This window comes from Bradyrhizobium sp. CIR48, from assembly GCF_014198315.1.
GTDB lineage: Bacteria > Pseudomonadota > Alphaproteobacteria > Rhizobiales > Xanthobacteraceae > Bradyrhizobium.
In genome coordinates this window covers 329,104-351,903 of the sequence record NZ_JACIHG010000008.1, presented here as the reverse complement: position 1 = coordinate 351,903, position 22,800 = coordinate 329,104, and the positions used below count along the sequence as shown (strand labels likewise).

Genomic DNA, 22,800 nt, shown 5'->3' with positions numbered 1-22,800 from the left:
GCTCGGCTGGATAGAGCATCACGACGGATCTCAGGGCGGACGTTCGAATTGTTCCGGGCGCACCGTTTCGGTAGTAAGTACGTCCCATGCGTACCATCGATCGCCTGTTCTCCTGCCTCGTTCTGTTCCTTGCAATCGCAGCCGTCCCCGCGCTTCCCGTGCGCGCGGCCGAAACCTGCCCGTTCATCAGCGCCAAGGATCTCGCCGCCGCGATGCCGGCGCTCAAATGGTCGCTGATTTCAAATCAGGACGGCCGCGGCTGCATCTACCAGGCCGGGCGCGGCGACACGATGATGCTCTCCGTGTTCCGCAACCCGGACAAGGACCGCGCCAGGGAATTGTACGCGACCTTCGTCAAGACGCTTGGCGAGCGCATGCCGCTTAACGCAGTCGCGGGGATCGGCGACGAAGGCCAGGGCGGAACGAGCGCGGCCGGCGCAGAGCGCCAGGAGGCCTCGGTCGTCGCCTTGTCCGGCGATTACATTCTGCAGATCACCGTCTATCCGGTCGGCCGGCGTGCCGACGACGCGCTGCTCGGGCCGGTCACCGAAGCCGCGCGCGTGGCCATCGCCAGCGTGAGCAAGAGCAGCGAGCGGTTCGGCAATTGCGAGTGGCTCACGGACGCGGATGCCGACGGCTTTCTCGACAAGAGCACGCTGACGGTCCAGCGCACCGGCGCGGGCAGCTGCATGATGTTCGATCGCGAGGCCAACACCATGATCGTCGCGGTGATCGCGACCTCGCGGGACACCGCCATCGGCATGATGAAGCGCGCAGGTCCCTGCAAGCACGTGGCGATACAAGAGCTCGGCAGCGAAGCGTTCGGCGAGCATTCCTGCACCAAGGGCAACGGCAACGCCGTCACCATCTATGTCTGGAAGAACGGCAGGCAGGCTTCGATCGTGTTTGCCCCGGTCAAGCCGCATCCGGAATCCGGCTCGGTCGAGCGCCTGAAGGCGGTCGCCGGGCGGGTCTATGGGAAATTGTAACTGCGGCGTACGACATTGCCGGCGAGAGATGCGCCTTTGGCTCACCGTCCTAGATTAGCCCGTAGGACGCTGGCCAGCGTCAAATGACGCCGCGCTCCCTCAGAAGGGTCTGCTCGTCCCCCGACACCCATCCGAAGACCTTGGGCTCTGCGCCCAAATGCTGGACGAGGTAGTGGACGTCGAAATCAATCACGACGTCGGATTGGTTCTTGCGGACATACATCGCTCTCCAGGAGACGTGGACGACGCAATGGTGTTCGTCCAATGGCGCGATGCGGAGCCCCCGCATCTCCATCGCCTTTGTTCCGATAGCGCGGTAGTGGGCATAGCCCTTAGCAAGGACCTGCTTGAGATGCTCGTCGTTCTTCCCAGTCATCACGCCGGCGGGTGTGGCCGCGATGAACTCCGAGGCGTAGAGCGCGGCGACTTCATCCATGTCGACGTCGCCGCGCAGAGACGCCTTGGAGATACTCTCATATCGCTCGAACAGCTTCCTGACGTTCGTCTCCATCGTCTTCATAGTCGCCTCCAACGCGTGTCGGGATCGGAAGTCTCCGCTGACGTCACTTTCGCAGGACCAGCTCGCCGTGCGTGGGTTCGTCAAGGTTACGTTGTCGAGCGCCTTGATCAGCCATTTGCCGTCCCGGCGGGTCAGCACTCACCGACGGCGATCGCAGCTAGAGGTCCCCGATCTTGACGTTGCCGCCGTCTTCTCCGGATCGTGTTGAAGCTCAACGCATCTTGAAACAGAAAGTTGCCGCGAGCTTAAGCCAAGGGCGCGTAGGGCCAGTCGGTAGCGAAGCGGCGGCCAATCGGCTTCACTGGCCCGCCAGCACCTCCTTGCACTTTGCCGCAAACGCGTTGAGGTACGCGCCAAGTTCGCCGGCCAGCGCATCGGACCGCTCGACATTTTGCAGGCTCATGTTGAGGGCGTATACCGGAAGCCCGGCCAGCACGATGGGTGTGGCAACGGCGAGAACGCCGGGTTGCCACGACACTGCGCAATAACCGTTGCGTTCGACTGAGCGTATCGATGCCCTGACGTCCGCAAGCAGCGCCTTCGTGGCCGCCGCGCTACGCCGCTTGAACTGCCTCAGCAATCGCTCGCGCTCGGCCTCGGCAATGCCGGCCAGATAAGCGCGCCCGAGCGACGTCAACTCCATCGGGACCTGCTGACCCGCGACGACGTTCCGCAGTGCCGCTCGGGGGCTGTAGCGGATCGACTCCAGGTAAACCATCATGGCTCGATCCGCCGTCGCGAGGCCCACGTTGAGCCGGCGCTTGGCCGATTCGGCCCGCATTATCGGTCCGATCGCGTTGAGCACCGGTGATCCCGTCCGCATCGCGTGACCGATGCTGATGACGGACGCGGCAAGCCGGTAGGTCCGCTTCGCGCGAACTTCGTCGAGCATCCCGGAATTGACCAGCGTTCGCGTCAGCCGGCTGACCGTCGATCGCGGCAGTCCTGTTCGCTCCGCAATCTCGCCGTTGCCCAGCGTGTCGACGCCGGGCCGGAACGCCCGGAGGATCTCGATGCCCCGTTCGAGCGAGCGGTTGCCGTCCACCCCGCCCGCATATCTGCGCGCCTGCGCCACATCCAGCCTCCGTCCAGCGTTTCCACTAAGTGGAATTAGGGGGATGTTCGGGCGGGCGCAAGCCGCTATCAGCACCGGGAAGAAGAATGCCCGGCCGTGCTGGGGCTCAACGAGGAAACGGCACCGCCGAAATCGGCATTCGACATCCGCAATGCGTCGCGGTGATCGATCCGACTCGAACCAAGGAGCTTGCCATGTCCTATCAGCTCATCGAATTTTCAGTCGCGGCGGGTGTCGCGACGATTGCATTCAACCGGCCGGACCGACGCAACGCCATGAGCGACGACATGCGCGCCGAGTTCGTCGCTGCGCTCGAAATCGTGGCTCGGGACAAAGCGATCAAGGCTCTGGTGCTGACGGGGCGCGGCAGTGCGTTCTGCGCCGGCGGCGACATCAGCGGAATGAAGCGCCGGCTCGAGGCGCCGCAGGGCGAAGTCGCATTCAACGGATGGAGCCGTCAGCAGGGCGTGCATCACGTGCAGTCGCTGCTGCTGGGCCTGCCGAAACCGACGATCGCCGCCGTCAACGGCGCCGCGGCGGGTCTCGGCGCGGACACTGCGCTCGCCTGCGACTTCGTCATGGCAACGGAGCGATCGAAATTCACCTGGTCCTACATCAAGCGCGGTTTGATCCCCGACGGCGGCGGCCTGTATTTCCTGCCGCGCCGGGTCGGGCTTCCCAAGGCCAAGGAGCTGATCTTCACCGGACGCGTCGTCGACGCCGACGAAGCGCTCGCGCTCGGCATCGTCGATCGCAAGGTGGCCTCGAGCGAGCTCCTGCCGGCCGCGCAGGCCTGGGCGGCCGAACTGGCTCAAGGCTCTCCCACCGCGCTGGCGCTGGGCAAGAAGATCCTGAACGAGACGTTCGAGCATTCCGCCAACGACATCTTCAGTCTCGGCAGCCAGGCGCAGGCCATCTGCTACACCAGCGCGGAGCATCGGGATGCGGTGACCGCGTTCCTTGCGCAATCCGCGTCGAAGGATTGAGCCATGGATGCGATCGAACGCCTGATCCGGCCCCGCAGCGTCGCCATCATCGGCGCTTCAGCGGACCCGAGCAAGACGTCGGGGCGGCCGGTGTCCTATCTCCGGAAGCATGGCTTTGCGGGCGCGATCTATCCCGTCAATCCGAATGTCGCGAGCATCGGCGGTCTGACTTGCTACCCCGACATCGCCTCGCTGCCCGATGTGCCTGACGTCGGCCTTGTCCTGCTCGGTGCCGAGCGCGCGCACGTCGCGGTGCGCGAATTGTCCGAGCGGGGGGCCGTCGCGGCGATCGTCCTTGCCAGTGGCTTCACTGAAACAGGGGCGGAAGGCGCCGAGCGGCAGAAGCAGCTCATGCAGGCCGCCGGCTCCATGCGGATCCTCGGGCCGAACACGATCGGCCTCGTCAATCTCACCGACAATATCGTGCTGTCGGCGTCGGGCGCGCTGGCGATGGATGACTTCCCGGCGGGGTCCATCGGATTGATCTCGCAAAGCGGGGGCATTCTCGGCGCCTTGCTGTCGCGCGCCGCGGCGCGCGGGGTCGGTCTGTCCAAGCTGGTGTCGACCAGCAACGAGGCCGATCTCGACCTCGCCGATTTCATCGATTTTCTCGCCGACGACAGCGCAACCAAGGTCATCGCGCTCTATGTCGAGGCGATCCGCAAACCGGCTCGCTTTCGCGAGTCGGTTCTGAAGGCGCGACGCGCCGGCAAACCCATCGTCGCCTTCAAGATCGGTCGATCGGAAGCGGGCGCACAGGCGGCGGTCTCGCACACCGGCGCGCTGGCCGGCTCCGATCGCATGTATGACGCCCTGTTCAGGCAGCTCGGCGTGATCCGCGCCAAAACGTTCGAAGACCTGCTCGATATTCCCGCAGCCCTTGGTGCGGGACGGAAGCTGTCCGGCCGGCGTGTTGCGATCCTCACCTCGACCGGCGGCGCCGGCACGATCGTATCAGACAGTCTCGGCGTCGCCGGCTTTGTGACACCCGCCCCCGATGCTGAGACGGCCGCGCAATTGCGCGCGCTGCAGTCGGGACCGCAAGCCAACCTCGATCGCAACCCGATCGATGTGACCCTCGCCGGCCTGCAGCCGGATCTGCTGCGCGCCGCAATCCGCATCCTGCTCGCAAGTCCCTCTTACGACGCGCTGGTCGTCATTGCCGGCTCGTCGGCCGTGGGATCGCCGAGCCTGATGGCCGATGCCATCCACGACTGCCTGCCGCTGAGCGACAAGCCCGTCATTGCCTATGTGAGCCCCTACGCGCCCGAGGTGGTTTCCGTCCTCACGCGCCGAGGCGTCCCTGCTTACACGTCGGCCGAGAGCTGTACGGCTGCGCTCGACGGGCTCTTGCGAGCCGGAGTGCCGGAGCAGGTCCAGACCTCCGGTGCGATCGAGACGACGGTCGACATCGGCGACTTCCCGGCGGGATCGCTGGATGAGGCTCAAGCCAAGGCGTTGTTCGCCCGCTTTGGTGTTCCGGTCGTAGCAGAGAAAGTGGTCGCAACGGCGAGCGAAGCGGAACAGGCCGCACGAGACTTCGGCGGCCGGGTCGTGCTCAAGATTCTCTCTCGCGAGATCGCGCACAAGAGCGATGTCGGCGGCGTCGCGGTCAACCTGACTGCCGAGACGGTCGGCGGCCGCCTGACGGCGATGGCAGACGAGGTCGAGACCAGGGTCGGGACGCGGCCCGACCAATTCCTGGTTCAGGAGATGGTTTCCGATGGCGTCGAGATCATTCTCGGAATGCATCGCGATCCTCTGGGAACGGCCATCCTCCTCGGAATGGGCGGCGTCGCGGCCGAACTGTTCAAGGACACGACGATGCGCCTGCTGCCACCGGATGGCGGCCTCGGCCAGGCCGAGGCCCTCGCGATGGTGCGTGATCTCGTCACCTGGCCGTTGCTGGACGGTTTTCGGGGCCGGCCGAAATGCGATGTCGAAGCGCTCGCAGAAGCGGTCGTCGCTTTCTCGCGCATGGTTGCGCAGTTCGGTGATCGCCTCGTCGAGGCCGAAATCAATCCGGTCTTCGTGCTGCCGGCGGGTCGGGGCGTGAAGGCGGCAGACGGATTGGTTGTTCTCAATGTCTGAACAAGATCGGATGGAGCTTCTTATGGCCAGTGGCGAAATCATCAATCATGATCGCGCGCGCGGAAAGGGTGTCGTCGTGCGGCGCCGGCGAGGTCTCGTCGTGCTCGCCTGTGCTGTCGTCTCGGGGCTCGGACTGACGCCGGCGCGCGCCGAATATCCCGACAAGATCATCAAGATCGTGGTGCCCTTCGCAGCCGGCGGCGGGACCGACATCATGGCGCGAACGACGGCGCAGGAGATCCAGACGGATCTCGGCAAGTCCGTCATCATCGAGAACAAGCCGGGCGCCGGGACCATCATCGGGACCCAGACGGTGGCGACCAGCGAGCCCGACGGCTATTCGCTCCTGATGGCGACCTTCGCGCACGCGGTCAATCCGAGCCTGTACAAAAAGCTGCCGTTCGATCCGCACAAGGATTTCGCGGCGGTCTCGCTGATCGCGCGATCCTTCAATATCGTCGTCGTCAACCCGGCCTCCAAGATCAACTCGATCTCCGATTTGATCGCAGAAGCCAAGGCCAATCCGGGCAAGCTCAATTTCGGGACATTCGGCACCGGCACCTCGGCCCATCTCGCCGGCGAGCTGTTCAATGCGATGGCCAAGGTCAAGATGACGGCGGTGCCATACAAGGGTGCGGCACCCGCGATCAGCGATCTCTTGGGCGGCCAGATCGACGTGATGTTCACCACCGTGGCAAGCGCGGCCTCGCTGGTGGCTGCAGGCCAGCTCCGGGCGCTGGCTGTCACGTCCGCCGAACGTTCGGCGGCATTTCCGCAATTGCCTGCTGTCGCCGAGGCCGGGGTGCCCGGCTATGCCGCCGAATCCTGGTACGGATTGTACGCTCCGGCCAAGACGCCCGCGCCGGTGATTGCGCGTCTCAATCAGGCAATCGCAAAGGCGGTTCAGTCCGGCGCTTTCAAGAAGCTGGAGGCCAACGAAGGCCTCATCATGGTCGGCGGCGCTCCGGAACAGCTCGATCGCTATGTCGGGCAGGAGGAGGAACGCTGGCGCAAGCTGGTCAAGGACGCCAACATCGAGGTGCAATAGGACAGCAGGAGGGCGCCTGCGCATTGCGAAACATTGCGCAAGCACGCTCCGCTTCTATCTGTCCTCACCAGAGTGTTCTGCTCGGTCGGATGACAGCCCTCATTCGGAGACGGCGAGAACGGTCAGCCCCCTGGTGCGCTTGTCCGGCGTCTCGAACTCGATCCGCTGCCCCACCGAGAGGCCAATCAGGGCCGCTCCAACGGGCGTTAGGATCGAGACCCGGTTGAGTTCGATGTTCGCCTCGTGCGGATAGACCAGCACGATCTCCCGGCTCGCACCTGTCCCGTCATCGCGATAGGTTACTTTGGAGCCCATCCTGACCACGCCGCGCAAATCGTTCTCTGCGGCGACCGACGCCCGTTCCAGTTCGCGCGCCAGAAACTGGGCGACACGAGGGAACAGATCCATGGTCGAATTCGCCAGCGAGCTGAGACGCCGCGATTCGTCTTCAGTGATCTTGATCGGCGGCAACGCCGGCTGGTCTCGCCGAATCTCGGTTTCGAAGTTGTGCATTTGATGTCTCCTATGCTGCAGTTGGTCCGGGATCGTCATCGAGCGGCTTGCGCCGATGAGCCCGGAAGAGCGGGACGACGTTGGGGCTTGATTGGGTCACGTTCTGAACCCTGACGACGTTCAGGCAGCCGGCGAGGATGTATGGCATTTGGTCGCCGACCTGCAGGCCGATCAAGGCCGCCCCCAAAGGTGTCAGAACCGAAATGCGGGCGGGATCCGACCCACACTCCTCGGGCCAGACCAATTGCACGACGCGACGCGGAACGCCCCAATTCGTGCAATAGGTGACCCATGATCCAACGGTCACCCGCGAACGGAGATCGTCCCAATCGTTCGGTACGATGTCAGCGCGGTTGATCTCACTGATGAGAAATATCCCGTCCAAATCGCCTTTTTGGGCGGCAAGGCGGGCAAGCCGTTCGAGTCGCGGATAGTCCGATGCGGCGAGCGCGATTCTTGGAAGAGGCAGCACGGCACACTCCTTCTGCTTCAAGACGACCTCTCAGGGCGAGGTCACGAAAGCTGGAAAAGAGCCCGGACGGTGCAAGCACCGTCCGGCTAACCGCCTGCTTGGAGGCGGCCGGCGTGAAGACCGAAGCGCGCGGTGCGCGCATCTATGTCGACGACATATGCCATGACATTCTGACTATAGTGATTCATTTCGCCAGCAACATTGCGGCTAAACCGCACAGTCGCGAGCGATCGAATCGCTGCAACGGCCATAATTCGACGGTGATATGAGCTTCAGTTTTGACACTGGCCTTTCACCGCAGCCCCTGCTCGTCGATCAGGATGCGGTGGATCTCGATGCGCTCCGGCAGCTCGATCAGGAATTCCGCGTCGCGCGCGAGATGATGGACCTTGGTCGGCTCGCCCTTGGTGAAGGCCGTCATGGCCTTGATGTCCGCCCAATAGGAAATGGTCGTGAACCACGTCTCCTCGTCGCGGTCCTCGCGCAATTGCTGCACACCGAGCGCGGTCTTGAGCAGCGGCGGAATGCCCTCGGACTGCAGATAGGCTTGGTAGGCATCGGCGAGATCGCGGCGGGTGCGACCGCGCCAGATGCGAGCGATGGTCGGCTTGGTCGGCATGGTGGACTCCTTCCGGGCGAAACGCCGTGCTTCGCAGTCCCGTTCCATGCGCCTCCCTGTCGCTGCCGGCGGCGGAACCTGTGCCGGCTGCTGACGGTCCCGTCTCGGAATTCCCCATCATTGATCTGAAGCAATGATGATCCCGACCACCAATGCTAGAACGACTCGCAAGTCGCGACTCAGGGCTCCCCAGCCGGTCGCGACCATCGCAGCGCGTGTTGGAATCCGAGGGCTCAATGGGACGATTACTGAATATCGTGACGCCGCTGCATACGGCGACCAAGCGCGACTACATGGGCCGCATGAACGACGACAAGATCGGCTGCTCGCTGAAAGCGCGGGAATACGAGGCCGACTATTGGGATGGCGACCGCCGCTTCGGCTATGGCGGCTATCGCTTCATCGAGGGGCGCTGGGCGCCGGTCGCCAAGGCGCTGATCGAGACCTATGGCCTGAAGGACGGCTCGAGCGTGCTCGACGTCGGCTGCGGCAAGGGCTTCCTGCTGTATGAGATGCAGAAGATCCTGCCGGGCTTGAAGGTCGTCGGCTTCGATATTTCCAAGCACGGCCTCGAAAATGCGCACGAGCAGGTGAAGCCGTACCTCTTCAATTACCGTGCCCAGGACATCTATCCCTATGGCGACGACAGTTTCGATCTCGTCATCTCGCTCGGCACGCTGCACAATCTCCGGCTCTATGAGCTCGAAGCGGCGCTCAAGGAGGTCGAGCGGGTCGGCAAGAACAAATACGTCATGGTCGAGGGCTACCGGAACGTCGCCGAGTTGCACAACCTCGAATGCTGGGCGCTGACGGCGGAGTCCATCCTGCACACGTCAGAATGGATCTGGCTCTACGGCAAGCTCGGTTACACCGGCGATTACGAATTCATCTATTTCGAGTGATCGGGCGCGCCTCATGGATATCAAGACCGCCAAGGCGGCCATTCTCGTCGAATCCGGCAAGCCGCTGATCGTCGACGAGTTCACCTTGCCCGATAGGCTCGAACACGGCCAGGTGCTCGCGCATGTGCACACGTCGAGCATCTGTGGTGCGCAGATCAACGAGATCGACGCCGTCAAGGGCGTCGACAAGTTCCTGCCGCATCTTCTGGGGCACGAAGCGCTGGCAACGATCATCGAAACCGGACCCGGCGTCGTCTCCTGCAAGCAGGGCGACACCGTCGTCATGCATTGGAGGCCCGGCAAGGGCATTCAGGCCAATACGCCGGCCTATTCCTGGCGCGGCAAGCGCCTCAATGCCGGCTGGGTCACCACCTTCAATGAATATGCCGTGGTCTCGGAGAACCGCGTCACGCCCGTTCCCGCTTCGATCGATCGTACAAGCGCGCCGCTGCTCGGCTGCGCGGTGACGACCGCGCTCGGCGTCGTCAACAACGACGCGCAGATCGCCATCGGCGAGGCCGTCGTCGTGTTCGGCGTCGGCGGCGTCGGGTTGAACATCGTGCAATTCGCCGCGATGGTCGGCGCCTATCCTGTCATTGCGATCGACCGCCTCGACAACAAGCTGGCGATGGCGAAGGATTTCGGCGCCACCCACACCATCAATTCCGAAGCGGTCAAGGATGTCGCTGCCGAGGTTCGCTCCATCACCGGCACTGAGGGACCCGACAAGGTCGTCGAGACCACCGGCGTCAAGAATCTGATCGAGCTCGCCTACGAGATCACGGCGAAGAAAGGCCGTTGCATCCTCGTCGGCGTTCCCCGCGAGAAGGCCGAGATCTACACGCTGCCGCTGCACTTCGAGAAGGTGCTGAAGGGCTCGGAAGGCGGGCAATGCCAGCCGGCGCGCGATATCCCGCGTCTCGTTCGCCTGAGCGACGCCGGCAAGGTGAGCTACCGCGGGATCGTGACCCACGAGTTCGCGCTCGACGACGTCAACGACGCACTGGATTTGATGCGCAGCGGCACATCGGGGCGGATCCTGCTGAACATCAGCTAGGCCGCGGCGAAGGCGCCGACAGCACATCGACGCTGGCGCTGCAGCAGCCAGGCTGTGATCGCCATGTTCACGATATTCCAGGCGATGCCATTGACCAGCGCCGAAGCGTAGGAGCCGGTCCAGTCGTAGATCGCGCCGGCCATCCAGGCCCCCAGCGCCATGCCGGCGAGCGTGACCGAGATGGCGAGGCTGACGCGAAAGCCGGCCTCCCTTGCCGGGAACAGCTCACGGATGATCACCGCATAACTCGGCACGATGCCGCCCTGCGCCAGGCCGAAAATGGCGGACACGACGTAGAGCGAGACCAGCCCGTTGAACGGCAGATAGAGCGCGAGTGCCATGGCCTGCATCGCCGAGCCCAGCAGCAAGGTCGGCAGGCCGCCGATGAGGTTCAACAGCCAGCCGAAGGCAAACCGGCTCGCCACACTGAAGCCGAGCATCACCGCCAGCATCTCGGCGCCGCGCGCAGAGCCGTAGCCGAGGTCGCCGCAATAGGCGACCAGGTGGACCTGCGGCATCGCCATGGCGACGCAGCAGCAGATGCCGGCTAACGCCAGCAGGCCCTGGGTGACGGAAGGGGGCAGGCCGATGGTCTGCATCGTGCTGCCGCTGCCCGCTACTTCGCGTGCGGCCATGCGGACGACGGGTCGCCGCAGCAAAACCAGAGACAGCGGCAGCATCGTCGCCAGGCAGAACAGGCCGATGCCGATATGGGTCTGCCGCCAGCCATACGCGGCGATGGCGTGCTGGACGATCGGTGGCCAGACCACGCCGGCCAGAGAGCTGCCGGCCATCGCCAGGGAAATGGCAAGGCCGCGGTGCTTGTCGAACCACAGCGAGACGTCGGCGACCAAAGGCGCGAAGCTGGCCGCGCCGCCGAGGCCGATCGTGAGACCTGAGATCAGCGCGAACACGAACAGACTTGGTGCGAAGGCGGTGAGGACGTAGCCGAGACTCATCAGGACCGTGCCGCCGGCCAGCGGCGGCAGGATGCCGAAGCGATCTGTCAGGCGGCCGATAACGATGCCGCCGATCATGAAGCCGATGATGGCGAGCGTGTAGGGCAGCGTTGCCTCGGCGCGGGGCGCGTTGAAATCGGCCTGCACCGCCGGCAATGCTACGACCAGCGACCACATGCCGACGCAGCCCAGCGTGCTGAGTGCCATGGAGACAGTGAGGCGAATCCAGGAATAGGAGTTTTCGATCGACGTTTCGGGTGGCACTGCGACAGGTTTCCTCGGGCTGGGCTAGGATCGGCCCTTGGGTATCGCTCGCCTTCAGCGGCGACAAAGCAGGATTTCTCTTTTGTCGAGCGAGCGAAACTCATGCATCCTCCCGGCATTCCCGCATCGCCCGGAGCCGGCCATGACGTATCTGCTGCCGCCACTCAATGCCCTGCGCGCCTTCGAGGCCGCCGCCCGCCATCTCAGCTTCAAGCAAGCCGCTCAAGAGCTGCACGTCACGGCCGGTGCCGTCAGCCAGCAAGTCCGCCTGCTGGAGGAGCGGCTGGGCGTGCAGCTGTTCGAGCGACGGACACGGCAGATCATTCTGACCTCTGCCGGCGAAACCTATCTGGCGCGGGTCCGTGACGCCTTTCGTTGCCTTGCCGAGGCCACCGCCGAGCTCAAGCCCGAGGGCGTCACGAGCCTGCTACATATCGGGCTCCACGCCAGTTTTGCCGTCGATGCGTTGCGGGCGCGCCTGGCGCAGTTCCGCCGGGCCCAGCCCCAGCTCGCCATTCGCATCAGTCAGCCGGCAGGGCTGCACGAGCTGCTCGAAGGCAAGGTCGACGTCGTGATCGCGGACAGGGTGCAACGCTGTCCCGGCTACAAATGCGAGCCCCTGGAGAGCGGCTTCCTGATCGGGCCGCTGGGCACTGCCGATTGTCCGGAGATCGAAAGCCTGCGGTCCTGCCTGCTTGGCGATGTCGAGCGCGCGCGGCCGGCCACGCCGAGGGCGCCGCTGGCCGCCAGTGCGGCAGGTCCGGGACGCAGACCATCCAAGCCGTTCTTTTCCGCCTGAACGGGCCTGTTCTCAGGTTTTGCCATGACGGCTTCGCGCGCCGGCCGTAACCGGCGGTTAACCATGGATATTTACGGTGTCGAAAGCCTCTGAACTGTGACTGTCAGTTGATTTCGAGTCGAGCCCATGGCGTTCGGTAGCCGCGCAACTCCGCGAAGCATCGCCCCGACGGAGCCTGCGGCTTCGTGGGAAGCGCCGCGGGCTGCGCGGACCAAACCTGACGGCGCCGCGCCGGCGCTGATCAAGGGATCGCTGACCGTCACCGGAGTGCTGTCTTTCCTGCGCGAGAACGGCCGGCGCATTCTGACGCTGGCGCTGGCGCTGTTCGCCCTCGGCGTCGTCGTTCTGATGATTCTGCCGGTCCGGTACGCCGCGACCGCCCTGGTCGTGCTCGATCCCCGGGAGCTGCGCGTGACCTCGGATCAGGAGGTGCTGCCGGGCATCGGCCAGGACGCCGCGGCGCTTCAGAGCCAGATCGAGATCGCCAAATCGGACGGCTTTCTCCGCCCCCTGATCGAGCAGCTCAAGATCGCCGATGACGATGATATCGCGGGCGGCTATACCGACATGACGCGCCTGCTCGAGAAATTCCGCAACCGCCTCGAGATCACGCGGCGCGGGCTCACCTACGTCATTGCGATTTCCTTCACCTCGAACCGCCCCGAGCGGGCCGCTTACTACGCCAACGCCATTGCTGAGGCGTTCGTTGCCAGCCAGGGCCGCGTCCGCACCGAGGCCACGGACGAGGCGGCCGACTGGCTCAAGAACCGGCTGAACACGTTGAACGAGCGGCTGCGCGCATCGGAAGACGCCGTCGCTGCCTTCAGGCTCGAGCACAAGATCCTCAATGCCGGCAAGGATTCGACCACGCAGCAATTGCGGGTGACCGATCTCAATCAGCAGGTCTCCGCCGCTCGTCTTCGCACCGAGGAAGCCAAGGCGCGCTACGAGCAGGTGCAGCGCGATCTCAAGGCCAATGTCGAAGGTCCCGTGAAGCAGGACCTGTTGAGCATGCTGCGTGCGCAGCGCTCGACCCTGAACGACCAGATTGCGCAAAAGAAGGCGGTGTACGGCGACCGCCATCCCGACCTCGCGATCTCCTACAGCCAGCTGGCCGATATCAACCGGCAGATCGAGATCGAGCGGAAAAAGAACATCGACACGGCGAAGTCCGAATATGAGGCCCAGCTGGAGCAGCAGAACGCGCTGGAGAAGCAGCTCAAGGCGGTCGAGACGCAGATGCTGGTCGACGGCCAGGCGCTGGTGAAGCTGCAGGAGCTGCAACGGGACGCCGATGCCAACAGGAACATCTACGAGCAGTTCCTGTCGCGGTTCAAGACGACCAATGAGCAGCGTCAGCTGCAGAACTCCCAGACCAAGATCGCTTCGCCCGCCATTCCGCCGCTGCGCTCGACCCGTCCGCCGCTCGCTTTGCTGCTGGCGGCGCTGGCGATCGGCTCGCTGCTGACATCGACCGCCGCCACTGCGGCGATGACAAGCATGTCGGGCGGGCCTGCGCCTGCCGAGGCTGCCGTGCGCGCGGCGGCGCAGGATACGCAAGGCGGGCAAGTCCAGCAGCAGCTCCAGCCGCAAGTCCAGCAGCCCGCCGCTGCCGCGCCCCGGCCCGAGGCGATGCCGCGCCTTCCTGTCTGGGCCCGCATCCCCGATCTTTCGTCCGGAGCCGGGACCAACACCAACACCGTCTGGCAAAGACCGATCGCTGCCTCAGTGGAGCTCGATCTCGGCGCCTATCTGCGGCCGCTGCTCGAGCGGATCGATCGCGTGCCGGTGCGCGGTTGCAAGGTCGCCCTCGTGCTGTCGGTCGGCAAGAGCGCCGGCGGCAACACCGTTGCGCGTTCGCTCAATCGCGCCGCGGTGAACAGCGGTATGATGAGCGTCTTGATCCGGCTGCAGGGCGAATTCGCAGGTCACCAGCCGCCGGTGACCGAATGGAACGACGGCTCGACCACGGCAGGACTTCAATCGATCGACGAGCTCCTCAGTGCCGGCCGAAAGGCCGATGCGAGGCCCGAGGACGATATTCGTTCGGAGTTCGATCTGATCATCGTCCATGCCGGCAATCTCGCCTTGCAGCCCGACGCCATCGCGCTGGCGGCGCATGCGGACCTGATCGTCCTGGTGACGCGCGCCGGCGAGCTCGGTTCGGCGGCGATGCGCCGGGTGACCGCCGCGCTGTCGAGGTATGAGACCGTGCCGACGGGTTTGGTCGTCAATCACGCGCCTGCGGGCTCGACGGCGCCGCACCCCGAGGGCGGCGCATTGGGCCTTGCGGTTTGACGGTGAAAGCGGCGCGCCGTCGTCTGCTGACTGCTGCGATGCTGCTGTCGATCTCGTTCGGAGCGCCGGCCTTCGCCGACACTTGCGTGCCCGTGCCGCAGACGGTGGCGCCGGCGAGGCTCGCCGCACTGTCGCGCGGCTTCAATGCCGACGGCTGGATCAACGGCGAGGTGCCAAGCCGCGAGTTGCTGCAGCAACTGCGCAGCGCTGGAATGACTCACGTCCGGCTGCCGGTGCCGGCCGAGCGCGTGATGCCCCGGTTCGCTGAGAAGGCCGAACGCGACGAGACGCTGCGCGCGCTCGAGAAGGCGCTGAAGCAGCTCACCGCGCTCGGCTATGCCACGTCCGTCGATCTTCATCCCGGCGAGCGCTTCAATCGCCTGCACAAGGAAGATCAGGACGCGGCGCTGCGTGAAATGCAGGACGCCTGGGGCAGCCTCGCGGGAGTCATTCGCTCCTATCCGGCCGATCGCGTCTTCGCCGAGCTGCTCAACGAGCCCGATATCGACGCTGACACATGGCAAAGGCAGGTCGATACGCTCGCCGGCTTCGTCCGCAAATTGCTTCCCGCCACCACTCTCATTGTCGGCCCCGTCAACTGGCAGCGCGCGGACTCGCTGCCGCGGTTTCGTCCGCTGGACGATCCCGACATCGTCTATGCCATCCACTTCTATGATCCCATGGTGTTCACCCATCAGGGTCACTGGGATGCGCAGGATCCGCTGCACGACATCATGGATCTGCCTTATCCGATCAACGCCGGCGATCCCAAAGTGCAGGCGCTGCGCCAGGATCTGCAGGCGAGGGGCGCGACCAAGGCGCTCGGCATGCTCGACACTGCAATTGCCGCCGCCAAGGACAAGCCAGGCGCCGATCGCTGGCTCGCGCCCGCGCTCGCATGGCAGCAGCAGTTCAAGCGGCCGATCATAGTCAACGAATTCGGCGTGCTGAAAGCCGGCGCGCCGAGACAAAGCCGGTTGCGCTGGCTGGCGGACGTCACCGCTTATGCCAGGGAGCATTGCTGGGGCTGGACGCATTGGGAGCTGGCGCAAGGCTTTGGCCTCGTCGACCGCACCACCGGCAGGCCCGATCCCGACGTGATGCGGGCGCTGCTTGGCGGCGCGACTCGTCCCGCCCGGCGCTGACATCGCACGGGTTCGCTATCGTTAAGGAATCCTTACACATCGCCCCGCTATCGTGCTCGACGCGCGCTGCCAAAGGACGATTGATGGGTGCCGGGGACTTGACCCAGGTTCAGACCGTGCCGGCCGAGCCATCGCCGCCGGCCTGGCGCGAGCTGGTTCCGACCCTCTGCATCGCCGTGGCCGCGATCGGCTTTGCTCCGGTCCTGCATTTGGCCTATCCGGCCCTGGCCATCGTGGTCGAGGTCCTCATCGGCATCGCCATCGTGCTGGCGGTCCCGACCTATGCGCCGGCCATCGCGATCTTCGTCCTGTTCTTCCAGAACCTGTTCGTCTCGATCCTGTCGCCGCTGGTCCCGCTGCCGTCCGATCTCGACTTCATCAAGGGCTACAATTTCCTCGTCTGCTCCGTGATGTGGCTGGCGACGTTCGGCCTTTACGTGCTGGGCCAGAGGAATCAATCGGCCGAGGTGAACCAGATCATGCGCTGGGGTGTCGTCACCCTCGCCGTGGTGTCGCTGTATTTCGCGATCGGCTTCATCCAGGACGGACAGCCGGCGGCGGTCTATCTGCGCAATATCGTGCTGCCGCTGTTCCTGTTCCAGCTCTCGCTTCTGACGGCCGCGACCTATGAGGTGCGCATCACGCCGTTCCTGGTGATGCTCGCGGTCATCCTTCTGCTGTGCGGCTATGTCGAGCTCGTCTTCCGCGATCTCTGGCTGGCCATCACCAACAGCTATACGTTCTGGGGGTTCGACGAGCTCAAGGCGACCCATTCGGGTGTCTGGGAAGCCCAGATGCGGGCCACCGGCAACGTGCCCGTCGACCTCAAGGACCGCTTCAGCTTCGATTTTCTGAACACGCCCTTGCTCGAAGGGTTCGGCCTGTCGAAGATGCTGCGCATCAATGGTCCGAACATGCATCCGATCAGCTTCGCTTACGGCGTCGGGTTTCTCGCCCTGTTCCTGTTCTCGGTGGGACGACCGCTGCTGGCCCTCGCAGCATTGCCGCTGCTGATCTTTTGCAGCGTGAAGGGCGCGCTCATCGTGGTGATCTTCGTGGTCGCGGCCTGGATCGCGACCCGTCTGATCGGCGCCGTCGTGACGTTGTTGCTCGGCTTCCTCGGCATGGCCGCCTTCGCGGTTCTGGCGATCCGCCTCGGGCTGCAGATCGGCGACTATCACGTCATCGGACTGATGGGTGGTCTGGACGGCTTCGTGCAGAGACCTTTCGGCCGGGGCCTCGGCATTGGTGGCAATTTGTCGGAGAGCTATTTCTCCATCGACTGGAGTGCCGCACAGGCGGCCGGGACGATCGACGGCGCCGTCGAGAGCGCGATCGGCGTGCTCTTGTACCAGATGGGCGTTGGCGCCTTCGTGCTGCTGGCCTTCTATTTCGCGATGGCGCTTAGGGCATGGCGCCTCTACGCCTCATCGGGCTATCTGACGCAGGGTCTCGCCGGCTTCGGCGTCATGGTCGTGCTGCTCAACGGATTGTTCCAGGAAGAGGCCCTGTTCGCGCCACTCGCGCTCGGGCTCATGCTCTCGCTCACGGGCCTCGTCATCGGCAGCCATGTGAGAATGCAGGCCGTCGCCCGCGAGGACGCGGCAGTCGAGTCTCTCCCGCGCTACCAGCCGGTGACGTAGCCCGGCGGCACGCCGACCGTCCCTTCGCAAACGGCACCAGCCACGCGCTTAGCCCGCTCGCGCCGCGGCCTTCAGGGGCCGGCATCATCGAACTGTCACCGCCTTGTCATTCGCGCTCTACTGAGCGCTGCTCCTTTCGCCGCGCATCGTGGAGGCTGATATATGCATCTGATCAAGACTATTTCGTCCGACCGCCGGTCGATCCTGAAGGGCCTCGCCGCCGCAGCCATGGCGCCGATGGCTGCGCCGGCGATGGCGGCCGAGGGCCTGCCGGCGCAGCCGACCGGTTCGGCCGCCGCAATCGCCGCCGACAAGGCCTATTGGGCGGCGGTGAAGGGGCTCTACGCCGTGACGCCCGATGTCGTCAATTTCGAGAACGGCTATTGGGGCATCATGGCCGAGCCCGTGCGGCGCGAATTCATCCGCCAGTCCGACATGATCAACTTTCAGAACACCTATTACGCGCGGCAGCGCGCGGGTGCGGATTTCGAGGCAGTGCGCGCCAAGGTGGCGGAGGCGGTCGGCGCGGCGACCGAGGAGATCGCGCTCACCCGCGGTGCGACCGAAGCGCTGCAGCTCCTCATCGGCGGCTACAACCGGCTGAAGCCCGGCGATGCCGTGCTCTATGCCGATCTCGACTATGATTCGATGCAGTATGCGATGAACGCGCTGAAGGGGCGCCGCGGCGTCGACGTGGTCAAGTTCGACGTGCCGGAGCCCGCCACCCGCCAGGCGGTGCTCGACGCCTATGCCCGCGCCATCGAGGCGAACCCGAAGACGCGACTTCTGCTCCTGACCCATGTCAGCCACCGCACCGGCTTCGTCATGCCGATCGCCGAGATCGCCCGCATGGCGAAGGCCAAGGGCATCGACACCATCGTCGACGCCGCGCATTCCTGGGGGCAGATCGACTTCCGGGTCGGTGAACTCGAGGCCGATTTCGTCGGCTTCAATCTGCACAAATGGATCGGCGCGCCGCTCGGCGTGGGCTTCCTCTACATCAGGAAGGACCGCCTCGCCGCCATCGACCGCGACATGGGTGACGAGGATTTTGCGGAGGCCGATATCCGCTCGCGGGTTCACACCGGCACAGTCAATTTCGCCACGGTGCTGACGGTGCCGACGGCCGTGGCGTTGCATCAGCAGATCGGCGCCGCGGCAAAGCAGGCCCGCTTGCGCCATTTGCGCGACTATTGGGTGAGCCGCGCCCGCGGATTCAAGGACATCGAGATCCTGACGCCGGACGAAGTCGGCTCATACGGCGCGATCACGTCGTTCCGTCTCACCGGCAAGACCAGCAAGGCCGACAACGAGGCCATCGTGGTGAAGCTGCGGGACAGCCACAAGGTCATGACGGTGCGCCGGGCCGGCGTCGCCAGGGGCCAATGCATCCGCGTGACGCCGTCGCTCTTTACCGATGAGGCCGATCTCGACCGTCTCGTCGAGGCGCTAGCGGTGATCACGGGGACGAAAACGGGGTGAGGCGGAGGCGGCTGGCAAACCAGATTCGAGAGCAGTCTCGTGCGGTCATCCTTCGAGACGCCCGCTTAGGCGGGCTCTCGGGAGAACGCGGAGCGCCTCAGATCACGCCTTGCCACATGAGCTGTTGCTCTGATGCAAGCTGGCGACATCGGCACGGCCTTGGCTTTCCGCGACCTGGATCAACGTGATTGCACCGGGCGTGATGATTCCCATCTGTGGCTGGGCGGAGAGGTAGGTGGTGCTGCCGGCGCGCAGATCGAGGCTCACTTTCTCGCTTCCCTGTCCGAACAGATTGCTGCTCAGCGGAAGATTATTGACCGCAACCTCGTGGCGGCCCGGAGGCAGGTCGCAGGCCAAGAAACCTGCAGCCTGACTGCCTCCAACGGAGCGTCCATCGACCGAATAGCTTGGCTGGATCGCGAAACCCAGGGCGGATGAGCGATAGACCACCAGCCGCGCAGTATTTGCCTTGACGTTATCCGTCAGAGCCGTGCTCCCCATCGGCCCTGACGCACACCCCGCAAGCAGGAAAGCCGCAACGAAAATCCCCGGACGCAAGCCCATTCCAACCCCCTGATTCAGTCCAACAGTCCCCGGGGGATCATTGGCGGGGGTGGTGGACGAAGTCAATCGCGACTTCTGGTCGTGCCGCGCCAGCTCATGTCACCGCCACCCCAGCGCCGGTGCGACGTGCTTCAGGATCGCCTCGATCGCATGCGCGCAGTAATCGACCCCTAACTGGTTCGGGATCGTCAACAGCAGCGTGTCCGCCTCCGCGATCGCCTCGTCCTGGCGTAGCTGCTCGATCAGCGCATCGGGCTCGGCGGCATAACTCCGGCCGAAGATCGCCCGGGTCTGCGGGTCGATGAAGCCGATCTGGTCCTCGCCTTCGCCGCCCCTGCCGAAATAGGCGCGGTCGCGATCGTCAATCAGCGCAAAGATGCTGCGGCTGACGGACACGCGGGGCTCACGGGTGTGGCCGGCCTCTTTCCACGCCGCACGATAGGCGCGGATCTGCGCGGCCTGCTGCACATGGAAGGCTTCGCCGGTCTCGTCGTTCTTCAGCGTCGAGCTCTGCAGATTCATGCCGAGCTTTGCCGCCCACACCGCGGTGGCGTTCGAGCCGGCGCCCCACCAGATCCGCTCGCGCAGGCCTTGCGCATGCGGCTCCAGGCGCAGCAGCCCCGGCGGGTTGGGAAACATCGGCTGCGGATTGGGCTCGGCAAAGCCTTCACCGCGAAGCAGGTCGAGAAACACCTCGGCGTGGCGCCGGCCCATGTCCGCATCGCTCTGGCCGTCGGCCGGGCGATAACCAAAGTAGCGCCAGCCGTCGATCACCTGCTCGGGCGAGCCGCGGCTGATGCCGAGCTGCAGCCGGCCGCCGGCGATGAGATCGGCGCTTCCGGCGTCCTCCACCATGTAGAGGGGGTTCTCGTAGCGCATGTCGATCACGGCCGTGCCGATCTCGATTGTGCTGGTTCTGGCGCCGACCGCCGCGAGCAGCGGAAACGGCGAGGCGAGCTGGCGCGCGAAATGATGCACGCGGAAATAGGCGCCGTCGGCCCCTAACTGCTCGGCCGCGACCGCAAGCTCGATCGATTGCAACAGCGTGTCTGCGGCCGAGCGGGTCTGCGATTGCGGTGAGGGGGTCCAGTGTCCGAAGGAGAGGAAGCCGATCTTTTTCATGAGGGCTAGGTATGCATGACCGGAAGAATTTGCGAGACGTTGGCCGAGGGAAAAGTGGCGGCAAGGCGTGTGCCCGTAAGTGCCTCCAGGAGGAAGCAGGCCCGGGTTCGCACCACGACGTCAGGTCGTTCGACTTTGATCCGTCGTGCCCGGAAAGCGGCCTCAGATTTCGCAACCGGTCAAATTCAATGCCTTGAGCAGGCCGCCGAACGCCTTGAGTCGACAGGGCTCGGTCTCGCTGGCGGCCTTTGCACGCTGCGCATTGGCAGTTCGCTTGGCAACAATTGCCTTTGGTTTCGGCCTGGGACGTTCAGCGGTCGCGATCTTCTTCGTATCGCGCCGATGACGGACGATTGGTTCCGGTGCGGTCGAACCGACTTGGATGTCTCGCGGAGCAACGCGGTTCTCGACCGGAGCGTCCTGTGTCGGCATCGCGCTGCTCACAGCGGCAACCTCGAGGCGATCGGCCTTGGGCAACGCGTCATGTGACGCAGAGACGCTAGCGCTCTGCTCGGCAAGCGGCGGGGCGATCGCGACGGCGCGACGCGGTGGAGCGCTCAGCTCCATTGCCGACAGCACGCCTGCGCTCAACAGGATGAGGAGGCCCAACAACGCCATTTTCAGCATAAAGCGCCTCTAACCTAAGTTAGTGCCGCTGAAAATTCTCCGCGCCAATAAGGCAACTTGTCGGCGATTGCCGACCTACGGCGAATCATTTGCCGACAGGGTTAACGCCGGTGCTGCTTCTGCGGCCGCTGAGAACAGACCGTACAGCTGGGCACCGCCTGACCGATTGGGCGACCGCTGCTTTTGACCCAATGCAGACAAGCTCCCCTTCGACGGCAGCGAAGCCTCGCCAAGTCCCTCTCGTCGCGGAGCTTAGTTGACCGCAGGGCACGAGGTCAGATCGATCGTTGGCTGGTAAACCCTTCTACCAGAGTCTCCGGCGAGATTTTGATCCGCCGTGTTGCATCGGCGGTCAGCCAGTTCATCGCAGAGGGTCCAACCCATAGCGATCGGTCTGGGCTGCTTGGATTGCCGGATCTGTTTGGTCCAGCCGGGGCTTCCGGAATCCCAGGATTGCGGCAACGGACGACGGAGTTGACGCAGGTTTTCTTGATCCAACGACGCGGGATGAATTCGGCTGGTAGCTTTGGCAGGTCCTCCGGGGACCAGATGACGCAGTGGTAACCGACAGAAGCGATATTTCGAGTTGTGGAAGGCGCGGCCGACTTCCACCGCGGACCATCGACGAGAAGAACCACGGGGTCGCGTAACACCTCCGACATCAGCACAGCCTCGTCGTCCGGACCCATCACAATCGAACGTCGCTTCTCACACAGCCCCCTAGTTCCACCATAGCCCGCCCTGCAAGGACGTAGTGTTGCTACTTCCTTTTTGCGCGCAAGAGTCCGGGGCCTGTGCCTTTTCGTCAGCGTTCGACGCTTGGCTCGACGCCAGCTCTCAGGGGCGCGGCGGGCTAGATTTGCTCATACCAAGTTTCTTCGCAGTTCGGCGGGCATGGGTCGGCGTCCAGCTCAAAATTTCCAGGAACCATTTCCGATCCGAACCATCCAATGGGTGCGCGGCAATCACCGACAGGGCCTCCGGACGGCAACGCGCACGGCGGCAGTTGCACGGGATATGCTGGCTGCAATGCCTCAGGAAACCGATGTAAGGAGGTGCCCATGGCAAGGCTTCGTTCGACTTCCATCAGCAGACGAAGTGTGGTCGCAGGACTGGCGCTGACAGCCGCCCCCGTGGCTTTGGCTGGAGCCAATCAAGCGCGTGCGCAGGCCCAGCAAACCACTCCGGATCAAAGCCTGTATGAACGACTTGGCGGCGTCTTCGCCATTGCAGCGGTCGTGGATCACTTCAGCGACGCTGTCGTAAAGAACGCCGTTGTCGGTCAGAAGTCAAAAAATCCGCAGTTGAGGGAATGGCACACCAAAAATCTGAAACGCTTGCCTGGTCTCAAGTTCATGCGAACACTTTGGGTCTGTGACGTTTCGGGTGGGCCGTTCCAGTTCAAAGCCACCAGGCCGGGGACGACGCCCCTTGGCCTTGAGGAGGCGCACCGGACATTGCGGATCTCCCCGGCGGAATTCGATGAGGTCGCAGCTGAACTCGGACGGACACTTGACTTCGCCAAGGTCCCGAAGCGCGAGAAGACCGAAGTACTAGCTGCGTTCGCCAGCCACAAAGATGAGGTGACCGCCGGTTACGTATCGAGAGCCAAGCGCGGTTGAAGC

21 protein-coding genes are annotated in these 22,800 nt (G+C 64.4%); 12 read left to right on the top strand and 9 right to left on the bottom strand.

The genetic code is table 11. The features are described 5' to 3' along the window. The first annotated feature begins 86 nt into the window (after positions 1 to 86). Positions 87 to 989 (top strand): hypothetical protein, encoded by a 903-nt coding sequence (locus GGD66_RS25500; RefSeq protein ID WP_183259352.1) that lies wholly within the window; start codon positions 87 to 89, stop codon positions 987 to 989. A 79-nt stretch (positions 990 to 1,068) separates the two neighbouring features. Here the strand turns inward: GGD66_RS25500 and GGD66_RS25495 are convergent, their stop codons facing one another. Further along, on the bottom strand, positions 1,069 to 1,500 hold the full coding sequence (locus GGD66_RS25495; RefSeq protein ID WP_183259423.1) for a nuclear transport factor 2 family protein: 432 nt from the start codon (positions 1,498 to 1,500) through the stop codon (positions 1,069 to 1,071). Positions 1,501 to 1,807: 307 nt separating this feature from the next. Beyond that, the gene (locus tag GGD66_RS25490) at positions 1,808 to 2,584 is read right to left on the bottom strand and encodes an IclR family transcriptional regulator (RefSeq protein ID WP_183259351.1); all 777 of its coding nucleotides are present in this window, start codon (positions 2,582 to 2,584) and stop codon (positions 1,808 to 1,810) included. A gap of 194 nt (positions 2,585 to 2,778) precedes the next feature. On the opposite strand from GGD66_RS25490, the gene GGD66_RS25485 reads away from it, so the two are divergent. From GGD66_RS25485 to GGD66_RS25475, 3 genes are read left to right on the top strand one after another with little or no spacing between them, the layout of a single operon-like run. Then, positions 2,779 to 3,570: an enoyl-CoA hydratase/isomerase family protein gene (locus tag GGD66_RS25485; RefSeq protein WP_183259350.1), complete on the top strand. Its 792-nt coding sequence runs from the start codon at positions 2,779 to 2,781 to the stop codon at positions 3,568 to 3,570. A 3-nt stretch (positions 3,571 to 3,573) separates the two neighbouring features. Continuing rightward, on the top strand, positions 3,574 to 5,661 hold the full coding sequence (locus GGD66_RS25480) for an acetate--CoA ligase family protein (protein WP_183259349.1): 2,088 nt from the start codon (positions 3,574 to 3,576) through the stop codon (positions 5,659 to 5,661). 22 nt (positions 5,662 to 5,683) lie between these two features. Beyond that, positions 5,684 to 6,709: a tripartite tricarboxylate transporter substrate binding protein gene (locus GGD66_RS25475; protein ID WP_183230880.1), complete on the top strand. Its 1,026-nt coding sequence runs from the start codon at positions 5,684 to 5,686 to the stop codon at positions 6,707 to 6,709. Between the two features lie 99 nt (positions 6,710 to 6,808). Here GGD66_RS25475 and rnk read toward each other — a convergent pair whose 3' ends face one another. The 3 genes from rnk to GGD66_RS25460 all read right to left on the bottom strand — a co-directional run bounded on the left by rnk (position 6,809) and on the right by GGD66_RS25460 (position 8,313). Continuing rightward, a complete protein-coding gene (gene rnk / locus GGD66_RS25470) occupies positions 6,809 to 7,222 on the bottom strand; it encodes a nucleoside diphosphate kinase regulator (RefSeq protein WP_018321175.1) in 414 nt (137 codons plus the stop codon). A gap of 10 nt (positions 7,223 to 7,232) precedes the next feature. Beyond that, entirely contained in the window at positions 7,233 to 7,715 is a 483-nt protein-coding gene (locus tag GGD66_RS25465; protein ID WP_183259348.1) for a GreA/GreB family elongation factor, read from the bottom strand. 271 nt (positions 7,716 to 7,986) lie between these two features. Then, positions 7,987 to 8,313, bottom strand: coding sequence for a hypothetical protein (locus GGD66_RS25460; RefSeq protein ID WP_018321177.1), 327 nt, complete (start codon positions 8,311 to 8,313; stop codon positions 7,987 to 7,989). A gap of 236 nt (positions 8,314 to 8,549) precedes the next feature. On the opposite strand from GGD66_RS25460, the gene GGD66_RS25455 reads away from it, so the two are divergent. Both GGD66_RS25455 and GGD66_RS25450 read left to right on the top strand, forming a co-directional pair. Continuing rightward, positions 8,550 to 9,215: a class I SAM-dependent methyltransferase gene (locus GGD66_RS25455; protein WP_177236872.1), complete on the top strand. Its 666-nt coding sequence runs from the start codon at positions 8,550 to 8,552 to the stop codon at positions 9,213 to 9,215. Positions 9,216 to 9,228: 13 nt separating this feature from the next. Continuing rightward, positions 9,229 to 10,272: a zinc-binding dehydrogenase gene (locus GGD66_RS25450; RefSeq protein ID WP_018321179.1), complete on the top strand. Its 1,044-nt coding sequence runs from the start codon at positions 9,229 to 9,231 to the stop codon at positions 10,270 to 10,272. Here GGD66_RS25450 and GGD66_RS25445 read toward each other — a convergent pair. Then, positions 10,269 to 11,495 (bottom strand): MFS transporter, encoded by a 1,227-nt coding sequence (locus GGD66_RS25445; RefSeq protein WP_312014183.1) that lies wholly within the window; start codon positions 11,493 to 11,495, stop codon positions 10,269 to 10,271. The genes GGD66_RS25450 and GGD66_RS25445 overlap by 4 nt on opposite strands. 142 nt (positions 11,496 to 11,637) lie before the next feature. On the opposite strand from GGD66_RS25445, the gene GGD66_RS25440 reads away from it, so the two are divergent. From GGD66_RS25440 to GGD66_RS25420, 5 genes are all read left to right on the top strand, one after another. After that, complete coding sequence (locus GGD66_RS25440; protein ID WP_183259347.1) at positions 11,638 to 12,294, top strand: LysR family transcriptional regulator; 657 nt, start codon at positions 11,638 to 11,640, stop codon at positions 12,292 to 12,294. A gap of 126 nt (positions 12,295 to 12,420) precedes the next feature. After that, the gene (locus GGD66_RS25435) at positions 12,421 to 14,592 is read left to right on the top strand and encodes an exopolysaccharide transport family protein (protein ID WP_183259346.1); all 2,172 of its coding nucleotides are present in this window, start codon (positions 12,421 to 12,423) and stop codon (positions 14,590 to 14,592) included. Between the two features lie 2 nt (positions 14,593 to 14,594). Then, positions 14,595 to 15,737, top strand: a complete 1,143-nt coding sequence (locus GGD66_RS25430) for a cellulase family glycosylhydrolase (protein WP_312014185.1) — start codon at positions 14,595 to 14,597, stop codon at positions 15,735 to 15,737. Positions 15,738 to 15,835: 98 nt separating this feature from the next. Further along, entirely contained in the window at positions 15,836 to 17,380 is a 1,545-nt protein-coding gene (locus tag GGD66_RS25425; protein ID WP_246788974.1) for a hypothetical protein, read from the top strand. Between the two features lie 162 nt (positions 17,381 to 17,542). Then, the gene (locus tag GGD66_RS25420; RefSeq protein WP_183259344.1) at positions 17,543 to 18,862 is read left to right on the top strand and encodes an aminotransferase class V-fold PLP-dependent enzyme; all 1,320 of its coding nucleotides are present in this window, start codon (positions 17,543 to 17,545) and stop codon (positions 18,860 to 18,862) included. Between the two features lie 102 nt (positions 18,863 to 18,964). Here the strand turns inward: GGD66_RS25420 and GGD66_RS25415 are convergent, their stop codons facing one another. The 3 genes from GGD66_RS25415 to GGD66_RS25405 form a co-directional block, all read right to left on the bottom strand. Next, complete coding sequence (locus GGD66_RS25415) at positions 18,965 to 19,426, bottom strand: DUF2846 domain-containing protein (protein ID WP_104465015.1); 462 nt, start codon at positions 19,424 to 19,426, stop codon at positions 18,965 to 18,967. Positions 19,427 to 19,525: 99 nt separating this feature from the next. Continuing rightward, complete coding sequence (locus GGD66_RS25410) at positions 19,526 to 20,548, bottom strand: LLM class flavin-dependent oxidoreductase (RefSeq protein ID WP_183259343.1); 1,023 nt, start codon at positions 20,546 to 20,548, stop codon at positions 19,526 to 19,528. Between the two features lie 162 nt (positions 20,549 to 20,710). Then, positions 20,711 to 21,175 carry a hypothetical protein gene (locus tag GGD66_RS25405; protein ID WP_183259342.1) on the bottom strand — a complete coding sequence of 155 codons (465 nt, stop codon included), beginning with the start codon at positions 21,173 to 21,175 and terminating at the stop codon, positions 20,711 to 20,713. A gap of 1,061 nt (positions 21,176 to 22,236) precedes the next feature. Here GGD66_RS25405 and GGD66_RS25400 point away from each other — a divergent pair. Then, positions 22,237 to 22,797, top strand: a complete 561-nt coding sequence (locus GGD66_RS25400) for a group 1 truncated hemoglobin (RefSeq protein ID WP_183259341.1) — start codon at positions 22,237 to 22,239, stop codon at positions 22,795 to 22,797. The last annotated feature ends 3 nt before the right edge of the window (positions 22,798 to 22,800 follow it).